The organism is Falsibacillus albus (genome assembly GCF_003668575.1).
Taxonomy (GTDB): domain Bacteria; phylum Bacillota; class Bacilli; order Bacillales; family DSM-25281; genus Falsibacillus; species Falsibacillus albus.
The window spans coordinates 200,747-219,982 of the sequence record NZ_RCVZ01000005.1 but is presented as its reverse complement, the minus strand read 5'-3'; the positions used below and the strand labels follow the sequence as shown (position 1 = coordinate 219,982).

The 19,236-nt window shown below is 40.4% G+C and carries 15 protein-coding genes; 11 read left to right on the top strand and 4 right to left on the bottom strand.

Annotation, left to right across the window (positions count from 1 at the left end):
- The first annotated feature begins 111 nt into the window (after window positions 1–111).
- Both D9X91_RS09665 and pyc read left to right on the top strand, forming a co-directional pair.
- Window positions 112–1,326, top strand: a complete 1,215-nt coding sequence (locus D9X91_RS09665; protein ID WP_121680400.1) for an FtsW/RodA/SpoVE family cell cycle protein — start codon at window positions 112–114, stop codon at window positions 1,324–1,326.
- A 50-nt stretch (window positions 1,327–1,376) separates the two neighbouring features.
- The gene (gene pyc, locus D9X91_RS09660) at window positions 1,377–4,817 is read left to right on the top strand and encodes a pyruvate carboxylase (RefSeq protein ID WP_121680399.1); all 3,441 of its coding nucleotides are present in this window, start codon (window positions 1,377–1,379) and stop codon (window positions 4,815–4,817) included.
- Window positions 4,818–5,109: 292 nt separating this feature from the next.
- On the opposite strand, the gene D9X91_RS09655 is transcribed toward pyc, so the two are convergent.
- On the bottom strand, window positions 5,110–6,084 hold the full coding sequence (locus D9X91_RS09655) for a COX15/CtaA family protein (RefSeq protein ID WP_148709062.1): 975 nt from the start codon (window positions 6,082–6,084) through the stop codon (window positions 5,110–5,112).
- A 516-nt stretch (window positions 6,085–6,600) separates the two neighbouring features.
- Here D9X91_RS09655 and cyoE point away from each other — a divergent pair.
- The 8 genes from cyoE to D9X91_RS09615 all read left to right on the top strand — a co-directional run bounded on the left by cyoE (window position 6,601) and on the right by D9X91_RS09615 (window position 14,777).
- Complete coding sequence (gene cyoE, locus D9X91_RS09650; protein ID WP_121680398.1) at window positions 6,601–7,515, top strand: heme o synthase; 915 nt, start codon at window positions 6,601–6,603, stop codon at window positions 7,513–7,515.
- A gap of 93 nt (window positions 7,516–7,608) precedes the next feature.
- On the top strand, window positions 7,609–8,685 hold the full coding sequence (coxB, locus tag D9X91_RS09645; protein ID WP_121680397.1) for a cytochrome c oxidase subunit II: 1,077 nt from the start codon (window positions 7,609–7,611) through the stop codon (window positions 8,683–8,685).
- Window positions 8,686–8,714: 29 nt separating this feature from the next.
- Window positions 8,715–10,586: a cytochrome c oxidase subunit I gene (ctaD, locus tag D9X91_RS09640; RefSeq protein ID WP_121680396.1), complete on the top strand. Its 1,872-nt coding sequence runs from the start codon at window positions 8,715–8,717 to the stop codon at window positions 10,584–10,586.
- Entirely contained in the window at window positions 10,586–11,215 is a 630-nt protein-coding gene (locus D9X91_RS09635; RefSeq protein WP_121680395.1) for a cytochrome (ubi)quinol oxidase subunit III, read from the top strand. Before ctaD ends, D9X91_RS09635 begins: the two co-directional genes overlap by 1 nt.
- A 4-nt stretch (window positions 11,216–11,219) precedes the next feature.
- Window positions 11,220–11,552, top strand: coding sequence for a cytochrome c oxidase subunit IVB (gene ctaF, locus D9X91_RS09630; protein WP_121680394.1), 333 nt, complete (start codon window positions 11,220–11,222; stop codon window positions 11,550–11,552).
- A 182-nt stretch (window positions 11,553–11,734) separates the two neighbouring features.
- The gene (gene ctaG / locus D9X91_RS09625; RefSeq protein ID WP_121680393.1) at window positions 11,735–12,655 is read left to right on the top strand and encodes a cytochrome c oxidase assembly factor CtaG; all 921 of its coding nucleotides are present in this window, start codon (window positions 11,735–11,737) and stop codon (window positions 12,653–12,655) included.
- A gap of 50 nt (window positions 12,656–12,705) precedes the next feature.
- Window positions 12,706–13,167 (top strand): DUF420 domain-containing protein, encoded by a 462-nt coding sequence (locus tag D9X91_RS09620; protein WP_121680392.1) that lies wholly within the window; start codon window positions 12,706–12,708, stop codon window positions 13,165–13,167.
- A gap of 455 nt (window positions 13,168–13,622) precedes the next feature.
- Complete coding sequence (locus D9X91_RS09615; RefSeq protein WP_121680391.1) at window positions 13,623–14,777, top strand: GNAT family N-acetyltransferase; 1,155 nt, start codon at window positions 13,623–13,625, stop codon at window positions 14,775–14,777.
- A gap of 512 nt (window positions 14,778–15,289) precedes the next feature.
- Here the strand turns inward: D9X91_RS09615 and ytvI are convergent.
- Window positions 15,290–16,348, bottom strand: coding sequence for a sporulation integral membrane protein YtvI (ytvI, locus tag D9X91_RS09610; protein ID WP_121680390.1), 1,059 nt, complete (start codon window positions 16,346–16,348; stop codon window positions 15,290–15,292).
- Between the two features lie 207 nt (window positions 16,349–16,555).
- A complete protein-coding gene (locus tag D9X91_RS09605; RefSeq protein WP_121680389.1) occupies window positions 16,556–16,915 on the bottom strand; it encodes a YugN family protein in 360 nt (119 codons plus the stop codon).
- A gap of 339 nt (window positions 16,916–17,254) precedes the next feature.
- Between D9X91_RS09605 and D9X91_RS09600 the strand changes: the two genes are divergently transcribed.
- On the top strand, window positions 17,255–18,280 hold the full coding sequence (locus D9X91_RS09600) for a CAP domain-containing protein (protein WP_233569756.1): 1,026 nt from the start codon (window positions 17,255–17,257) through the stop codon (window positions 18,278–18,280).
- Window positions 18,281–18,612: 332 nt separating this feature from the next.
- Here D9X91_RS09600 and D9X91_RS09595 read toward each other — a convergent pair whose 3' ends face one another.
- On the bottom strand, window positions 18,613–19,107 hold the full coding sequence (locus D9X91_RS09595; protein WP_121680388.1) for a PaaI family thioesterase: 495 nt from the start codon (window positions 19,105–19,107) through the stop codon (window positions 18,613–18,615).
- Window positions 19,108–19,236: the final 129 nt, after the last annotated feature.

The following is a 19,236-nucleotide window of genomic DNA, read 5'->3' as shown; positions in this document are numbered from 1 at the left end:
GCCAAAAGTCATTCAATCTAGAAAAAATCGGATACATAACAAGTGGTTAGAGGGATATTAGACTTTTATCTAGAATGTTAATATTAATAAAAAAGGATTGGAACGATATGAATGTTTAAAAAAATCATGAAATCTTATGACTATTCTTTAGTGGTTGTGTACATAATACTGTGCTTATTTGGATTGGTCATGATTTATAGTGCATCAATGGTCTGGGCTGTACAGCAGCTTGGCTTGGAAAATGACTATTATTATAATAAACAAAAAATAAACCTAGTCTTATCCTTCATCTGCTTCATTGCCGCGGCTTTCTTTCCATATAAGGCATATAAGAGCAACAAATTTCTGGGCATGATGGTTCTTTTGTCTATTTTGGGCTTATTTTCATTGTTTGTTTTCGGCCATATTTCGAATAATGCGCAAAGCTGGATCAAATTAGGGACGAGGATGATTCAACCGGCCGAATTCGTAAAGCTAAGCGTCATCATTTATCTTTCAGCCGTCTATGCAAAAAAACAGGCATATATTAACGAAAAATTTAATAAAGGTGTCATTCCACCCATCGTATTTTTAATTTTTGTCTGCTTCCTGGTAGCCATCCAACCTGACTTTGGGACAGCGGCTATCATCTTTTTGATCGGGCTGACCATCATTATTTGTTCAGGGATGAATTTTAAAAATATCATCAGGCTTGTTGTTTTAGGTTTGATAGTTGCGTTGATTTTATCCCCTTTCGCCTTGTTGCTCAAGGATAAGATTTTCTCCAATGAAAGGATGAGCCGAATCGAAGTGTTCTTAGATCCATTTGCTGATGAGCAGGGGCAGGGTTATCAAATGGTAAACTCATATATTGCCATCGGTTCAGGCGGAATTACAGGACAAGGGCTGGGGAAAAGTGTACAGAAATTAGGCTATCTACCCGAACCTCATACGGATTTCATCATGGCGATCGTTGCTGAGGAGCTGGGTGTTTTCGGCGTATCATTTGTCATCATCGGGCTATCCTTCATCGTGCTGAAAGGGATATTGATAGGAATGAAATGCAGGGATCCTTTCGGGAGTTTATTAGCGATAGGTGTCTCGAGTATGATTGCCATCCAATCGATCATCAATCTGGGTGGAGTTTCTGGTTTCATTCCATTGACCGGTGTCCCGCTTCCATTTATCAGTTATGGGGGGTCTTCCATATTGCTTTTATCCTTAGCAATGGGTGTTCTCGTAAATGTATCAATGTTTGTGAAATATGAAAACAAATATAAAAATCCAAAAGAATCGACCTCATCGCTTGAAAATTCGCAAAATAATGTATATCGTGTAAAATATTAAACAAGCAATATATTTTTCATCAAGTTATGTCCAGGGGAGGAAAGCAGTCAATGAAAAAAATCAACAAAATTCTCGTTGCCAATCGAGGCGAAATTGCTATTCGTGTATTCAGGGCTTGTACAGAGCTGAATATTCGAACCGTTGCAATCTATTCAAAAGAAGACTCAGGCGCTTATCATCGTTATAAAGCGGATGAAGCATATCTTGTAGGAGAAGGAAAGAAACCGATTGATGCCTACTTGGATATTGAAAATATTCTGGAAATCGCAAAACGGGCAGAGGTGGATGCCATCCATCCTGGATATGGATTTTTATCCGAAAACCTTCAGTTCGCTAAAAGGTGTGAAGAAGAAGGGATTACTTTCATCGGTCCCAAAGCAAAACATCTGGAAATGTTCGGGGATAAAGTGAAAGCCAGGCATCAGGCAATCTTGGCAGGTCTTCCGGTCATCCCGGGAAGCGACGGCCCGGTAGATGATCTTGAGGAAATCATTCAATTCGGCAAGACAAATGGGTTTCCAATTATCATCAAAGCCTCGCTTGGCGGCGGAGGCAGAGGGATGCGCATCGTTCATAGGCTCGAGGAAGTAAAGGATGCCTTTGAACGTGCAAAATCTGAAGCGAAGGCAGCTTTTGGTAATGACCAGGTATACGTTGAAAAATTCGTTCAAAATCCAAAACACATCGAAGTGCAGATCATTGGAGATAACGATGGGAACATCGTTCATTTGTTTGAACGCGATTGCTCCGTTCAAAGACGCCATCAAAAAGTAGTTGAAGTTGCCCCGTGCGTATCAATGTCTCATGAACTCCGAAATAAAATCTGTGACGCAGCTGTTCAGCTGATGTCCAATATCGAGTATGTCAACGCCGGTACAGTCGAATTTCTCCTCTCAGGCGAAGAGTTTTATTTTATTGAAGTCAATCCGCGTGTTCAAGTGGAGCACACCATCACTGAAATGATTACAGGAATTGATATTGTTCAGACCCAAATTATGGTGGCTCAAGGGTTTAGCCTTCACAGCAAAAAAATCGGCATTCCTAATCAAGAAGACATTCGAATAAATGGCTATGCCATCCAATCGCGGGTCACAACGGAAGACCCATTGAATCAGTTCATGCCGGATACAGGAAAAATCATGGCCTATCGTTCAGGTGGGGGCTTCGGTGTCAGGCTCGATGCCGGAAACGGATTCCAAGGCGCCGTCATCACTCCATATTATGATTCCCTGCTGGTTAAGCTTTCTACTTGGGCTTTGACTTTTGACCAAGCTGCATCTAAAATGGTCAGAAATTTACAAGAGTTCAGAATACGGGGAATCAAAACAAACATTCCATTTTTGGAGAATGTGGTTAAGCACGAAAGCTTTTTAACAGGCAGCTATAATACTTCATTCATTGATACAACACCTGAACTGTTCATTTTCCCTAAAAGGAAAGACCGGGGCACGAAGATGCTGAATTATATCGGCAACATCACAGTCAATGGCTTTCCAGGTGTAGAAAAAAAGAAGAAGCCGGTATTCGATGCCCCAAGAATACCAAGTGTGCCATCCGATATTAAAGCCAGACCAGGAACGAAACAAATATTGGACGAAAGAGGAGCCGATGGCCTCGTACAATGGGTCAAGGACCAAAAAGAAGTACTATTGACAGATACAACATTCAGGGATGCCCACCAATCCTTATTGGCGACACGGATCAGGACGAATGATCTGAAGAAGATTGCCGAACCGACTGCTAAGCTGCTTCCAGATTTATTCTCACTGGAAATGTGGGGCGGGGCAACATTCGATGTATCGTACCGCTTCCTCAAAGAAGATCCTTGGGAACGCTTATTGACACTAAGAAAAAACATTCCAAATACACTTTTTCAAATGCTCTTGAGAGCGTCAAATGCAGTCGGCTATAAAAACTACCCGGATAATGTCATAAGGGAATTCGTAGAGAAGTCGGCCTATGCAGGAATAGATGTATTCAGGATATTCGATAGCCTGAACTGGGTAAAGGGTATGGGGGTAGCTATAGATGCAGTGAGGCAGACCGGGAAAATAGCTGAAGCATCCATCTGTTATACTGGTGATATCAATGATCCCACAAAAAACAAGTATGATATCCATTATTACAAAAATCTGGCGAAGGAGCTTGAGAATCAGGGAGCGCATATCCTCGCGATAAAAGATATGGCGGGCCTCTTAAAACCGCAATCGGCTTATAGGCTGATTTCAGAATTAAAAGATTCAACAGACTTGCCGATCCATCTCCATACTCATGATACAAGCGGCAATGGTATATATACGTATGCAAAGGCAATTGAAGCTGGAGTGGATATAGTCGATGTAGCAATGAGCACGATGTCAGGTTTAACCTCACAACCAAGTTCAAGTACATTGTATTATGCATTGGAAGGGACAAGCAGGAAACCAAAGACGAATGTTCAATCCTTAGAAACGCTTTCGCATTATTGGGAAGATGTCCGCAAATATTACCGAGATTTCGAAAGCGGTATGATGGCCCCCCATACTGAGGTGTATCAGCATGAAATGCCTGGCGGGCAATACAGCAACCTTCAACAGCAGGCGAAGGCAGTTGGGCTGGGGGATCGTTGGGATGAAGTCAAGGCAATGTATCGCCGTGTAAATCTTATGTTTGGCGACGTTGTAAAAGTAACTCCATCCTCCAAGGTCGTCGGCGATATGGCGTTGTTCATGGTCCAAAATAATTTAAGCGAAGAGGATGTACTGGAACGAGGAGAGAAAATCGATTTTCCTGATTCAGTCATTGAATTGTTCGAAGGCTATTTAGGCCAGCCGTATGGAGGATTTCCAGAAAAGCTGCAAAAAGTCATTCTCAAAGGCAGGAAGCCAATTACAGTAAGACCTGGCGAGCTCTTGGATGATGTTGATTTTAATGCGTTAAAGGAGAAACTTTATCATGAAATCGGCCGCCCTGTAACAAGCTTCGATGCTTTGGCATATTCTTTATATCCAAAAGTATTCATGGACTATGTCAAGACAATGGATCAATTCGGCGATATTTCAATGCTCGATACCCCGACATTCTTGTATGGAATGCGCTTAGGGGAAGAAATAGAGGTAGAGATCGAGAAAGGAAAGACATTGATTGTCAAACTTGTTTCCATCGGACAGCCGCAAGCTGACGGGACAAGGATTGTTTATTTCGAACTAAATGGACAACCACGTGAAGTAGTTATTAGAGATGAAAGCATCAAAACAACGATAGCTTCCAAGATGAAGGCTGATCCGAAAAATGAACTTCACATTGGTGCCACGATGCCGGGGACGGTCATCAAGGTCATTTCAGAAAAAGGGGAGAAAGTGAATAAAGGGGACCACCTCATGATCACGGAAGCCATGAAGATGGAAACGACCGTTCAAGCCCCTTACACGGGAATTGTCGAAGAAATTCATGTTGAAAATGGAGATGCCATCCAGCCAGGGGACCTGCTGGTTGAATTGAAGAAAATATAAAAAAGAGCCGGTAGTGGTTCGTTCCAGACTGTAGACAAATTATGAGAAGGTAGTTTGTCTACAGTCTTTTTGCTGGTCACCGTTTATAAAGGTTGATCTTCACTGATGGGGAACCCAACCGCTCCCCTCGGCTGCAATCAAACTGCATTACAAGTCGACGTTTACATATCTGCATTTTTCATGAGGAAACGCTGAGAAAAAAATGAGCATAAAGTGAGTGGAAAGAATCGGATGACCATAAAATGACAAAAGGGATCGAGAGGATTACCTCTCGATCCCTTTTGATTCGTAATTAATGAATCGTTGCTGCAGATTGGTTTGCGTTTTTAGAGTCACTGGACTTTTCCGGCTCTTCAGCACCTGAGTTCACTTTTGTACGGCTTGCTAAAAGAACCAGATAGCTTAATAGTCCAAAGAGGCAGGAAATGAACAATGAATGTGATAATGTAATATAAAGATTCAAACGGGACAGCACGACAAGCACGCCTGCGATTGCCTGAAGGCATACAAGTATGAATGCGATGATCCATCCCCAAAAGATGACCTTTTGGTTTCTATAGTGTTTAATTGCAGTATAAGCGGCATAGGCGATCCATATAAAGATCAGTCCTGCTGCCATCCTATGTCCCATTTGTACCCACTCATATAAATTTTCCGGCATTGCAGGGGAAGAATTCACACAGAATGGCCAATCCGGACAAACGAGGCTGGACTTTGTATGTCTGACTAAAGCCCCGGAATAGATGACAATATAACTATAAATGGTAATCCCGTATATATGGAACTTCATCCGTTTATCCAGAACAATATTTTGTGCATCAAACTTCTGATCGACTTCAAATATCAACAATGTCAATAATAATACTGAAGCAAATGAAACAAGCGAAATGCCAAAATGGATGGCAAGGACAAAATCAGATTGCCCCCAAACGACTGCAGCAGCACCGATCAGAGCTTGGAGTACAAGGAAAAACAAAGATAAAATCGCTAAAAATTTTGTTTCCCGTTTATATCCGATCGTTTTCCATGCCCATACACAAAGAATGAGAAGAAGAATCCCAACGCTCCCGGACACTAGCCGATGAGCCAATTCAATAACCATAGCTATCGTGATATGTTGTGGTATAATCCTCCCCTCACAGAGTGGCCAAGAGTGTCCGCAGCCCATCCCAGAACCGGTCTTTGTGACTAGTGCGCCGCCAAGCAGGACAAAAAGCATTCCTAGCGTTGTCATTACTGCAAACCATTTTAAACCACGTCGACGCATATATATCCACCTTCTTAAAAAAGAGTTATTTTTCAATTACCCGCAACACATAACTTTAATACCTTTACGATACTACATAAATTAGTAGGAAAATACAATGAATGATTTATGAACGTTGAGCAAACATTGATATTAATGAATAAACGTTGAAAGATCCATTGGAATTTGCTAGAAATATATATGAAGCAAAAAAATGAAAGCGTTTTATTGACGGATCTCACAATAGGTGCATGTATGATTTATTATCTTAAAAAAGCGAAAAAAATGAAGCGTTGTCACAATATAGACATAATTAATTCAAAAAATATTCACAAAAGAAAAAAATTATATGTTTTAATATTACATTGATAGCATTTATTGCTACATTTTTAACAATTATTTCAATCCTCTTGCTTTTCAAAAAAGAAAAAATTGAACACATTGTGGAATTTTCATGGAAATATAGCAATGATGGTAAGAATCCTTTATAGTATTCTTATATAGTCTTGCTTGTCAGACAGAGAGGAGGAGAAGAAAATGGCTAATACAAAAGTCATTTCTTCAATTGAAGAAACAGAAATCCCAGAAACATCCGCTTTAAAGGATTTTCTGGCTTTAATAAAAATTGGGATTGTCAATTCTAATTTAATCACTACGTTTACCGGAATGTGGCTCGCCTTTTATTTCACGGGTCAACACTTCCTATCATCACTGGACACCATGTTATACACCCTTTTGGGAACTGCGTTTATTATAGCTGGTTCATGCAGCTTAAATAATTATATTGACCGCGACATAGATCCTATCATGGAGAGAACGAAAGGACGGCCGACCGTTACGGGCAAAATCAGCGGATGGAAGGTCCTTACGATAGGTTTCACCTTGACGGCACTTGGTACGATGCTATTATTCTTGACGACGATAACGGCAGGAATAATTGGTTTGATCGGGATCTTCAGCTATGTCGTCCTATATACAATGTGGTCAAAACGTTTATATGTCAGCAATACGATCGTCGGGAGCATTTCCGGTGCAGTCCCTCCGCTAATTGGATGGGCGGCAGTTGATCCTCAGCTTGGACTCGTTCCATGGATGCTGTTTCTGATGATGTTCATCTGGCAGCCTCCGCACTTTTATGCGCTGGCAATGAAAAGATGCGAGGAATATCGCGCAGCAGGCATTCCGATGCTTCCGGTTGTAAAAGGATTCCAAAGAACAAAACACCATATCGTGGCTTGGGTAGCACTATTGCTCCCGATTCCATTCTTCCTAACACCACTTGGACTTCCTTTTGTCATACTGTCAACATTATTTAATGTCGGCTGGTTAATACTAGGAATAGCAGGCTACAAAATGAAAGACGACCTGAAATGGGCAAAATTGATGTTCGTATATTCATTGAACTATTTGACAATCTTGTTTGTAGCGATGGTTATTGTAACCGTCATTTAACAAAGGGAATTCTTTCTTCCAAGAAATCCATATAGAGAAATCCAGTCCTTATTACACAAAAGTATATTTACGAAAGAGGGGTTTGATTAAGCTATGAAACATTGGCTGCAAAAGTGGCGCCTCATTTCAGCTATTGGAATGCTGGCGCTGATTTTGTCCGGCTGTGGTGAACCGTATTTATCTACGTTGGATCCAGCTGGAGAAGTTGCTCAGTCTCAAAAAGACCTAATGATTTTGAGCACAAGTATCATGGTAATAGTCATAGTAGTAGTATTTCTAATTTATATCATTGCGCTTACCCGTTTCCGCCGCAAAAAAGGAGATACTAAAATTCCTAAGCAAATAGAAGGGAATCACAAACTGGAAATACTCTGGACTACTGTTCCGATTCTTTTGCTTTTGATTTTAGCCATCCCGACGGTTGCAGCGACTTTCCACTTTGCCGACACATCCGCTATGGAGAAGAAAGACAAAGATGGCAAACATAAAGCGCTTGTGGTGAATGTTCGAGCGAACCTTTATTGGTGGGAGTTCGAATATCCGGATTTAGGGATTATCACATCACAGGATTTAGTATTGCCGACTGATCAGAAGGTTTATTTCCAAGTAAAGGCTTCTGATGTCAAGCATTCATTCTGGATCCCATCGGTTGGCGGAAAAATTGACGCCAATGTAGACGGAGTCAATAAATTTTGGCTTGAAATCGATAATGACAAAGCAGAAAAGGCTGGGAATTTATTCTATGGAAAATGTGCCGAACTTTGTGGTCCATCACATGGTTTAATGGACTTTAAAGTGAAAGCGATGACAAAGGATGAATTCAAGACTTGGGTAGCGGATATGCAAAACGCTAAAGAAACAAAGCCTGATTCCGCACTCGCACAGGAAGGTCAGCAAATTTTCAAAAAGAATTGTATCAGCTGTCATGCTGTCACACCTAATGACAAGCGTCCAGAGTCTGCTCGATTGGCTCCAAACCTCGCCACATTCGGTGAACGTGCACGTGTAGCTGGTATATTGGATCACACAAAAGAAAACGTAAAAAAATGGATCAAGGATCCAGAGGCATATAAACCAGGTAATAAAATGACTGGAGCCTATGGTGATTTGTCCGATGACCAGATTGACGCTTTAGCAGAATACTTAATGGGTTTAAAGGTTCAAGATTAATGGGATAGACACAAAAGGGAGGTTTAATTGTGAGTTCCTACGCACAAAAGAAAGGCTTCCTCGGCACCATTTGGGACTACTTGACAACGGTAGACCATAAGAAAATTGCCATCCTATATTTAATGGCAGGCGGTTTCTTTTTCTTAGTTGGTGGTATTGAGGCTTTAGTGATTCGTATTCAACTTGCAGTACCAAACAATGATTTTGTCAGTGCGGGTCTTTATAACGAAGTTCTGACTATGCATGGTACGACAATGATTTTCTTGGCAGCGATGCCATTGATTTTTTGTTTTTTAAATGCGGTAGTTCCATTGCAAATTGGAGCTCGCGACGTTGCGTTTCCTTATGTTAACGCTTTAGGTTTTTGGTTGTTCTTTTTTGGAGGCGTATTCTTAAACCTTTCATGGTTCCTAGGTGGAGCACCTGATGCAGGCTGGACTTCATATGCATCTTTATCACTTCATTCTCCAGGACATGGGATTGACTTTTATGCTTTAGGGTTGCAGATTGCAGGGGCTGGTACACTTATTGGTGGTATTAACTTCCTTGTCACAATCATCAATATGCGTGCACCTGGGATGACATATATGCGTATGCCATTATTCACATGGACAGCATTTGTTACATCTGCATTGATATTATTTGCATTCCCTCCATTGACTGTCGGATTATTTTTAATGATTTTTGACCGTATGTTCGGTTCCAACTTCTTTGATGTAGCAGGCGGAGGTAATACAATCATCTGGGAGCATTTCTTCTGGATTTTTGGACACCCAGAGGTATACATACTTATACTTCCGGCATTCGGTATTTTCTCTGAGATCCTTCCAGTGTTCTCGAGAAAGCGTTTATTCGGATATTCTTCCATGGTTTTTGCAACCGTTTTAATCGGGTTCCTAGGATTCATGGTTTGGGCCCACCATATGTTCACAACAGGATTGGGGCCAATTGCGAACGCGATCTTTGCAGTGGCGACAATGGCAATTGCCGTTCCTACCGGGATCAAGATTTTTAACTGGATCTTCACCATGTGGGGTGGAAGCATTAAGTTTACAACACCGATGCTATATGCGGTTGCATTCATTCCATCATTCGTTGCAGGTGGGGTAACAGGGGTCATGCTGGCAGTAGCGGCTGCTGACTATCAGTACCACGACAGTTATTTTGTCGTAGCTCATTTCCACTATGTTATTGTTGGTGGTGTAGTATTTGCGTTATTGGCTGGTCTTCATTTCTGGTGGCCGAAGATTTTTGGAACAATGTTGAACGAAGTGATGGGCAAAATTTCATTCTGGCTGTTCTTCATTGGTTTCCATTTGACATTCTTTATTCAGCATTTCCTAGGTCTGATGGGTATGCCTCGACGTGTATGGACATATTTGCCGGGACAAGGGTTTGAAACTGGAAACTTGGTAAGTTCCTTCGGAGCTGCTTTCATGGGAGTGTCCGTTGTCATAATGGTGATCAATGTCATCGTGACACAAGCAAAAGGTGTCAAAGTGGGCAACGATCCATGGGGAGATGGACGCACACTTGAATGGTCGATTTCTTCTCCTCCGGTATTTTATAACTTCAAGCAAACACCGCTTGTACGTGGTCTGGATGCTTGGTGGCTAGAGAAGATGGAAGGCAAGAAGGAAATGACTCCAGCTGAGCCAGTCGGAGATATTCATATGCCGAACAATTCGATACTTCCATTCTTTACATCCATGGGACTATTCATTGCTGCATTTGGTGCAATGTATCACGTAGATCATAAACCTTGGGCAATCCCAGTATTGGTCATCGGTTTCCTAGTGACCCTGGGTTCAATGTTCCTAAGATCTGTCATTGATGACCATGGATACCACATCCACAAGGAAGATTTAATTGATGATAAGAACAAGGGGGTCAAGGCATAATGCATGTTGAAGAAAAATTCACACCTAAAACTTGGCCTGCAGCGCCTGAAAAATCAACCCTCGAAGGCAAGAATAAGTTCTTAGGATTTTGGCTATTCCTTGGGGGAGAGACGGTTCTATTTGCTTCCCTGTTTGCGACTTATTTGGCGCTCAAGGACCATGTGCCGAATCAATCAATGGCGCATGCGAAGGATTTGTTTGAGCTACCAACCGTATTTTTGGCAACGATGCTGCTTTTATTCAGTTCGTTGACAAGTGTATATGCAATTTATCATATGAAGAATTACAATTTTAAGAAGATGCAGGCCTGGCTTTTGATTACGGTATTAATGGGACTGGGATTCCTAATACTAGAAGTGATGGAATTCAGTAAGTACGTCCATGAATTTCATCATACTTTTACAAGCAGTGCATTTGGATCGGCATTTTATACACTAGTAGGATTCCACGGAGGACACGTCGCCTTCGGTCTCCTCTGGATCACGACATTGATGGTCCGCAATGCTCGACGCGGCTTGAACTTATACAACGCTCCGAAGTTCTACGTAGCTAGTCTATATTGGCATTTCATCGACGTTGTATGGGTATTCATTTTCACGGTAGTATACTTAATGGGAATGGTGGGATAAACTGATGGCGAATCAACAATCAACTTCAGGCAACCCAAGTGTGGATTATGAGTATCGTCGCAAAAAAAATGCACAAGAAATGAAGCACCATGTCGTATCTTTTGCCTTGATGATTTTCTTGACGCTAGTTGCATTCGTGGCTGTCTATGCAGATATGTCCAAATGGTTCATCGTTCCATTTATTTTACTGCTTGCAGTCGTTCAAGTAATACTACAGCTGTATTATTTCATGCACATGAGTCATAAAGGGCATGAAACACCGCAAATGTTTTTGTTCTCAGGCTGTCTCGTTGCATTTTTGACGATATTGACATTCTCCACAATTATTTGGTGGTAGTTCATAAAATGGCTGGTCCTTTGCAAAGGATCAGCCATTTTCGTATTTGGATTCACAATGATGCATCAATGACAAACCTTTGTTCTACAAACTGTCAAGAAGTTGTTGCCAGGTGTTATTGAAGTATTGCATCAGTAAACGTATAATGTATGTGTACATATTTAGGAAAGAGGTGAACATCAGTGCCTTTAGGTATTTTTGGGTTTCAAGCGTTGTGGAGTCCGTATTTTTTATTTTCTGTAGCTTCCTTGACTGCCATTTATTTTCTGTTAACCACAAAGTGGAGACACAAATTCAAGGACAGTGAGCCTCTTACGACGAAACAAGCATCCTTATTCATTAGTACCATGATTATTGTGTACATAGTGAAAGGCTCCCCTGTAGATATAATCGGTCATATCCTTTTTTCGATCCATATGATCCAGATGGCCATTCTTTATTTGATTGTACCGCCAATTTTAATTGCAAGCATTCCTACTTACCTTTGGTCGGCTTTTATCAACTTGCCTGTCGTTAAACCGATTTTTCACTTTTTTACATTACCGCTTATTGCATTAATCTTATTCAACGGGGTATTCTCCTTCTATCATGTCCCTAGTATTTTTGATGCCATTAAGACACATGAAACACTGCACATCACGTATACGATCGTGTTATTTGTCTTTGCCATCTTCATGTGGTGGCCATTGGTCAATAAGCTGCCTGGCCAGTATCAGCTTAGCGGTGTGAAAAAAATTGGATACGTTTTCGCAGATGGTATACTTTTGACCCCGGCATGTGCACTCATAATCTTTGCAGATCATCCTCTATATGCCTCTTATGCAGATGCTTCTGTTTGGCTGAAGGCCATGTCATTATGTGTACCGAATGGAACATTGGCGAACTTGAGCTTGAGTGGTCCGGAGCTTTTCACCAACATGCCCGTGGTAGAGGATCAGCAGCTCGGAGGTGTAGTCATGAAAGTTATACAAGAAATTGTCTATGGTGTCATGCTGTTTCAAGTATTCTTTCAATGGTTCAAGAAAGAACAGGAAGATTCGGATGCAATCAATGAAGCTGCGCTTAAGGCGTATCAGGCAAACTCCCCCCGTACAGTCGAATAAAAGGGAGTATGCATAGAAAACACTATTATCATTAGAGAGAGGACGTAATCATGTCTTTGCCTATATTACCTACATTAAGCACATCCTGCATCGTTATAAGTGCAGTACTGGTGGCCATCGGATGGTGGCTCATCAAACAAAGAAAGATTGAAGCCCACAAGAAAACCATGTTTTATGCAGCGATTTTCGCATTGACTTTCTTTATCATCTATATGAGCAGAACAGTTTTTATCGGAAATACTTCCTTCGGTGGGCCGGACAGCATTAAAATATACTATACTCTGTTTTTGATCTTTCATATTACCCTTGCAACAGTTGGTGCTGTATTCGGGGTTGTCACATTATGGACGGGCTATAAAAGCAATTTTAAAAGGCATAGAAAGATCGGCCCGATTACCAGCATCATCTGGTTCTTTACAGCCATTACTGGTGTCGCAGTCTATGTATTATTATATGTACTCTATAAAGGCGGAGAAACTACATCCGTGATCAAAGCAATATTAGGATTTTAAAAACAAGAGGTTGATCGGTGCCAGTGCACAGTAGATCGGCCTTTTTTTTATAGGCATTGTTCCTGCGAGCGGGTCGTACGGCATTCGGGGTCTCCCTGACTCCTCTTTTTCCAACGGATTCTACGACTCGTCCTCCAATAAAAAGCGTTTTACCCCCTTGTTATCAGTTTTTCATCATCTTATGTTGATAGGAGCTGAAGGTGCGAGACTCCGAAGTGATCCGCCCGCCCCTCGGAAAGCGAGCATCCTTTCGTGGAAATCAATTTTCACACTTAGGATGGATAGCAACAAACATAGCAAAAAGAACCATTATAAAGGGTGATGGGCACAAGGGTAAGTATTTTATATTTAGACTCTTAATTTGCCGCTTCGAAAAGAGCAAATGAAGTGATAAAAAGGAAATCATGTCTAAATAGAGAAATTAATAAATTAGAAAAGAAAGGAGAGTAAATGCCATGGAAATCGTTGAGTTAACCAAAGATCAATATATTGATTCCATCCGTCTTTCGATGTATGCATTTCAATATGACGTCCCTGATGAGAAGATGGAGGAGAGGAAAAAGAATATATCCAATCATAAAATCTTTGGGATCTATGATCAAGATACACTTGCAGCTAAGCTTCATATTATCCCTTTTCGATTATGGCTTCAAGGTAAAAAGTGGGACATGGGAGGAATTGCTGGTGTGGCTACATATCCGGAATATAGAAGAAAGGGGCATGTACGGAAATTGATCATGCACAGCCTTAAAGTAATGAAGGAGCAAAAGCAGACCATTTCGATGCTTCATCCCTTTTCCATTCCATTTTATCGAAAATTCGGCTGGGAATTGTTTGTCGACCGGAAAAAAATCCACTTACTAAAGGCGGATTTGATCTTTATGCCAAGGCAAGAAGGTTTTATTAAGCGACTGAAAAAAGAGTCGCATACAGATTACATTGAAGATATATATGAGTCATTTGCTTCTCAATTTTCTGGGATGTTGAACAGGGATAGGGATTGGTGGATGAATAATGTATATGGAAATGAACAGATAGCCGTTTATTTTAATGAACAGAAAAAAGCAGAGGGGTATTTGCTTTATAGTGTTGTGAAGTCACATATGAAAGTAGAAGAATTTGTCTCTTTGTCACCAGCTTCCCGAGCAGGTTTATGGAATTTCATTTGTCAGCACGATTCCATGGTCAATTCCGTTGAAATAGAGATATCACAGCATGAACCATTGTCATTCATGATGCCCAATCCTCGCGTCAAAATGGAATTGCATCCATATTTCATGTGCAGGATCGTCGATGTGAAGGACTTTCTGGAGAAGTATGAGTGGAACTGGGGGGATGAGGAAGAGCTGTTTTTACATATAAATGATCCACTTGCTGAATGGAATGACCAAAGTTTTATTGTTACTAGAAAAGGTGTCCAATCGATAGCAAAAACGGAAAACACAAAGGGGATCCGAATGCAAATAAATGCTCTTTCCACCATGTGCTTCGGGTACAAAAATCCTATGGAACTGTGGGAACTTGGCGCAATTCATTGCAGCCGTGATGAGGCGGTCAGGCTTAATAACATGTTAAAGGTGGATCGGCCATTCCTATATGATTTCTTCTAGATGATATAAAATAAGCTGACTCCTGAAATATTATCGTTTTTTCAATTCCTTCGGAGAAAGCTAGGATTGTCCATTCGTTTTTTATCTTTAAAATTGCCTAATATGCGAGAAAAGAGACGGGATTCTATATTTCAACGCGCAAACATCAATTTACACGTTAAAATCGTCAGAAAGAATTTAACAACAATCTTTACTTGAGGCTCTTTTCTCAAAGATTGTTGTTTTTGTCAGTTTTTCTTTAAGTTAACTCATCATATGAAGTTGATTGGAGCTAGACAGGTGAGACCCCACAGCGAAGCGCGGAGGGGTTGGGGGGATGTGTGCCAACATCGAACGACCTCACTTCGTGTGAGGCCCCTCGGAAAGCGAGCATCCTGCAGCGAAAATCAACCTTACACACCATTTAATGAAAAGCAACAAACTATTCGAAAAGAGCGTTACGAAAACAGCCTAAAATAAGAACAAAAAAAGTATGGATATCCATACTTTTTTATTATCTATTACACAGCCTGCTATATTTTGAAATTCCATTTAATGATTCCTGCTTCTTTGGCTGAATTGAATACGATGAGCAGGAGCGGGCCGATAATAAACCCGAATAAACCCAACAATTTCAAACCAAGGAACATGGCAATCAGTGTTGAGAGCGGGGATAGTCCTATATGGGTCCCCATTACTTTTGGTTCGACAGTCCTTCTGATTATCAGCAGGATAATCGCCAAAATAGCCAGCTGAGATCCGAGGGAAATATCTCCTGTAAGCAAATGGAATAGAGCCCAGGGTCCGAGGATCACAATGGAGCCGATCAATGGAATGAAGTCGATGATCCAAATAATGAGCGACATCACGACTGCGATATCAGGTGTGATGATTAATAAACCTATCATGGATACGATAAAGATAATGATGCTGACCAGGAATTGGGCCTTTAAAAACCCGAATACTACATAGGATAACCTTGAAGTCATAAAATTCACCTTATCGGCTGTCCGTTCATGAAGATGTGAATAAATGGCCTTCTTGATATTTGGAAGCTCCAGCATAAATAAAAATAATGCAATCAAATAGACTAGGAAACTGACAAGAAAGTTTGGAATGTATGACAAAAAGGTGCTGACCTTTTCAAAGTTTAAGTAGTTAAATAATTTTTTCTTTGAAGATTCTAAATTTGTTTGAATCTCATTTGAAACGGTATCGACAAGTTCTTTTGGCAAGTCCTGAGAAGCGCTGCTAAAATGTCCTTCATAGTTGCTCCATAAATCATTCATTTGACTTACATATTTCGGGGCATCCTGGACCAGTTTGACTGCTTCGGTCACTACTTTGGTGGTAATGAAGAATGCAGCAAGCCCCATCAATAATGTAAACGTGATAAACACAATCATTACAGCAAAATGCCTTTTCCGATTGAATTTATTGACAACCAGCCTGACAAGGGGATCTAAAAATAACGCCGTCACGATGGCTACAATGAGGGGGATTGAAACTGGCAGGACAAAATAAATAAATAATGCTGAGATGATCAGCAGCAAGATGAAAATTAAATATTTCTTTTTGAAGATTGCGGACAACGTAGTTCTCCTTTCTGACAACACTAACTTACTATTATTATATTATGCTGGGATGGGATTTGAACAGAAAAAGAAATAGAATTGAGGGAAAATATGGATGTGTAATCAAATGCTTTATCATGCATATTGATTAGAGCTGATGATGCGTTACTAAAAAAAAAGAAACTGTCCCTAAATCTGGTGCAGGCACCGAAGGGACAGCTTTTTTTATTCAGCAAAAACGGATATGTCATTTTTTACATCAGCTAATATTTTTTCACATTTTGTCACCAAATGTTTTGGAAAGTCTTCTCCTTCTCCATATTCTACTCCATGAGGATAATAGTGCTTTCCGAGAAGCGGTGTCATTAATTGAATGACGGCATCATGTGAACCGACATCACCTTCTGCAGCGTGTCCGAATACACGCAAATAGAAGGTACCTTCCTTAATTTCAAACTTGTGGTCATATGTAACACGCTCATAATCCCATTGGGCTTCGCGGACAAGTCCGTGTGACTTCATTACCTCATCAAGGCGGTTCAAATCTGCTTTAATCGTTTCAAAACCCGTTTTTTCGAATTTCATACACAAATCCCTCCTATGAACAATAGGCAATTATCTTATATAATGAAGCGTTTCCAACAATCAAAAGATAAATGCATGACATGATTTCATTACTAATAATAGTCGAAAATGAAAATTCTTGCAATGTGTACATAATAATCAAGCTGAAAAATCAGGAAAAATTATGAAAAACAAAAAGACATAGTTAATGAATTGTAAAAATAGTGTATATTTTTAGGAATTATCATTCCAAAGTATTAATACCTGGTACTAAAATGTTATAATGAAAATATAGTGTTTCAAGGTTTGAAAGGAGGCTAACTTCTGCGCACTCTTCTTAGAATATTTGTAATCTTAATATTGATTTTTGGAGTCTGGATTTATAAAAATCTTCATCATACCGAAAATAATGTATTGAAGGATGAACATCAGTCGCCAACTGCCAAGATGGATTTGAATGTTGATTCAGATGGAAATATGCCTTCCAAAAAGACAAAACGTCCAAATGAAGGGGTTACAACCCTTATTGGAAAGTCTGCTGATCGATTGAAGCAATTATATGGTGAGCCGACCAGAATCGACCCTTCCTCATATGGCTATGATTGGTGGATATATAATAAGGCTGATCAGACTTATATGCAAGTAGGGGTGGCGAAGCAAAAAGTTGTCACAATATTTGCCATTGGTGATAACGTGGACATAGCCCCGTTTAAAATTGGACAAAGCATAGAAAAAATTTATACATCTACCTATTTGAACCCTGATGTCCATGTTCAATATGAAAAAGGTACATATCGCTTCGAATTATCAGAAGAAGATTTGAACATCCGGCCGCTCGTTCAGCTGGGAAATATTTATGTTCAATTATATTTGGATAAAGTGAAAGGCACTCTGTCAAGTATTCGAGTATTGGATAAATCAACCCTAATTAAACAACGCCCGTATGAAATGGTATATCGCGGTGAATTGGTTGATCCTGAAGTCCCTTCAGATAATCAGTGGCAAGTGATTGACAGGGGCAGTGAAAAAGAAATTTTTGATTTGACGAACATCATCAGGAAAAGATTTGAATTAAATCCCGTTCAATGGGATGAAGATACTGCAAAGGTAGCTTATGAACACAGTAAGGATATGTATGACAATGATTACTTTTCGCATAAATCCCCCAAATACGGTGATTTATCCGAAAGGTTGGATGCGGCAGATGTGAGCTACCAAATGGCAGGTGAGAATATTGCTGCCCAATATATTGACGCACCAGCGGCCATTGAAGGGTGGCTGAACTCACAAAGCCATAGGGAAACGATGCTGAATAAAGATTTTACCCATTTGGGAGTGGGGGTCTATCAAAAAAATTATACGCAAAATTTCCTACAGAAACCTTGAGATAAGGTTGGGACATAACAAAACCACATCACAAGACAACTAATACCTTTTGGATCTGTAATTGCACCGCTATTGATTTTCGCGCAAGACTTCATTTTCGGCGGAGCGGACATTGATCCCGCCGGAGTCTTCGTCTTTGCTCTTCGATCAACAGCTAGAATAAGCTGAAAACAACATACATGCTTTAACAATGGCTATTAAAAAATCCGAACAGATTCTAATAAAAGAATTAGTTCGGATTTTTATTCTCCAAAAATACTTTTGTCCCATTCCTTTTTTATGCTCAGTATTGAGAATCTTTTTGAAAGGGGACGGACGCGTTTCCACTTTTCTTATGCAGCTGGTTTTTTTATGACAAAGAACGTCCCTGTACAGTGTGCGATTTTCTTTCCGTCATCTTGTATGATTTCTCCTTCAATGACAATCGTTTTGGTGCCTTTATGAATAATGCGGGCAATGGCGGTCATGGAATTTCCGATGCCAGGTGAAATGTAATGAATCGTTAAATTGGAAGTGACTGCTCCGAAACCTTCAGGCAATAAAATATTGGCTAAAGTTCCCATCGCTGAATCAAGGACGGTTGCAGTGATACCTCCATGAACAATGCCAAGTGAGTTAGCCGTCAACTCATTGATCGGCACTTCAACTGCATAGCCGCCATCTTCCATCATTTTTTTTTCCATATTTAAGATCGCCCCGATAAAGGACCCATTTAATCCGATCTGCTTTCTTCGAATGCCTTCCAAAACCTGCTTGATTGTCGATAAATCTTCCCCGCTTGCATGTAGGATGCAATCTTCGAGCAAAAGCTGTAATTCTTTGTTCATATTCCTCTTCCTTCATGTCCATTGATAAAATGCTCCATTATCATAACATGAAGAAATTGCATAGGAAAGAACTAGGCACTCACCTTTTTGTAAAATTATCATAATTTATAATAGTCAATTGATTGTATG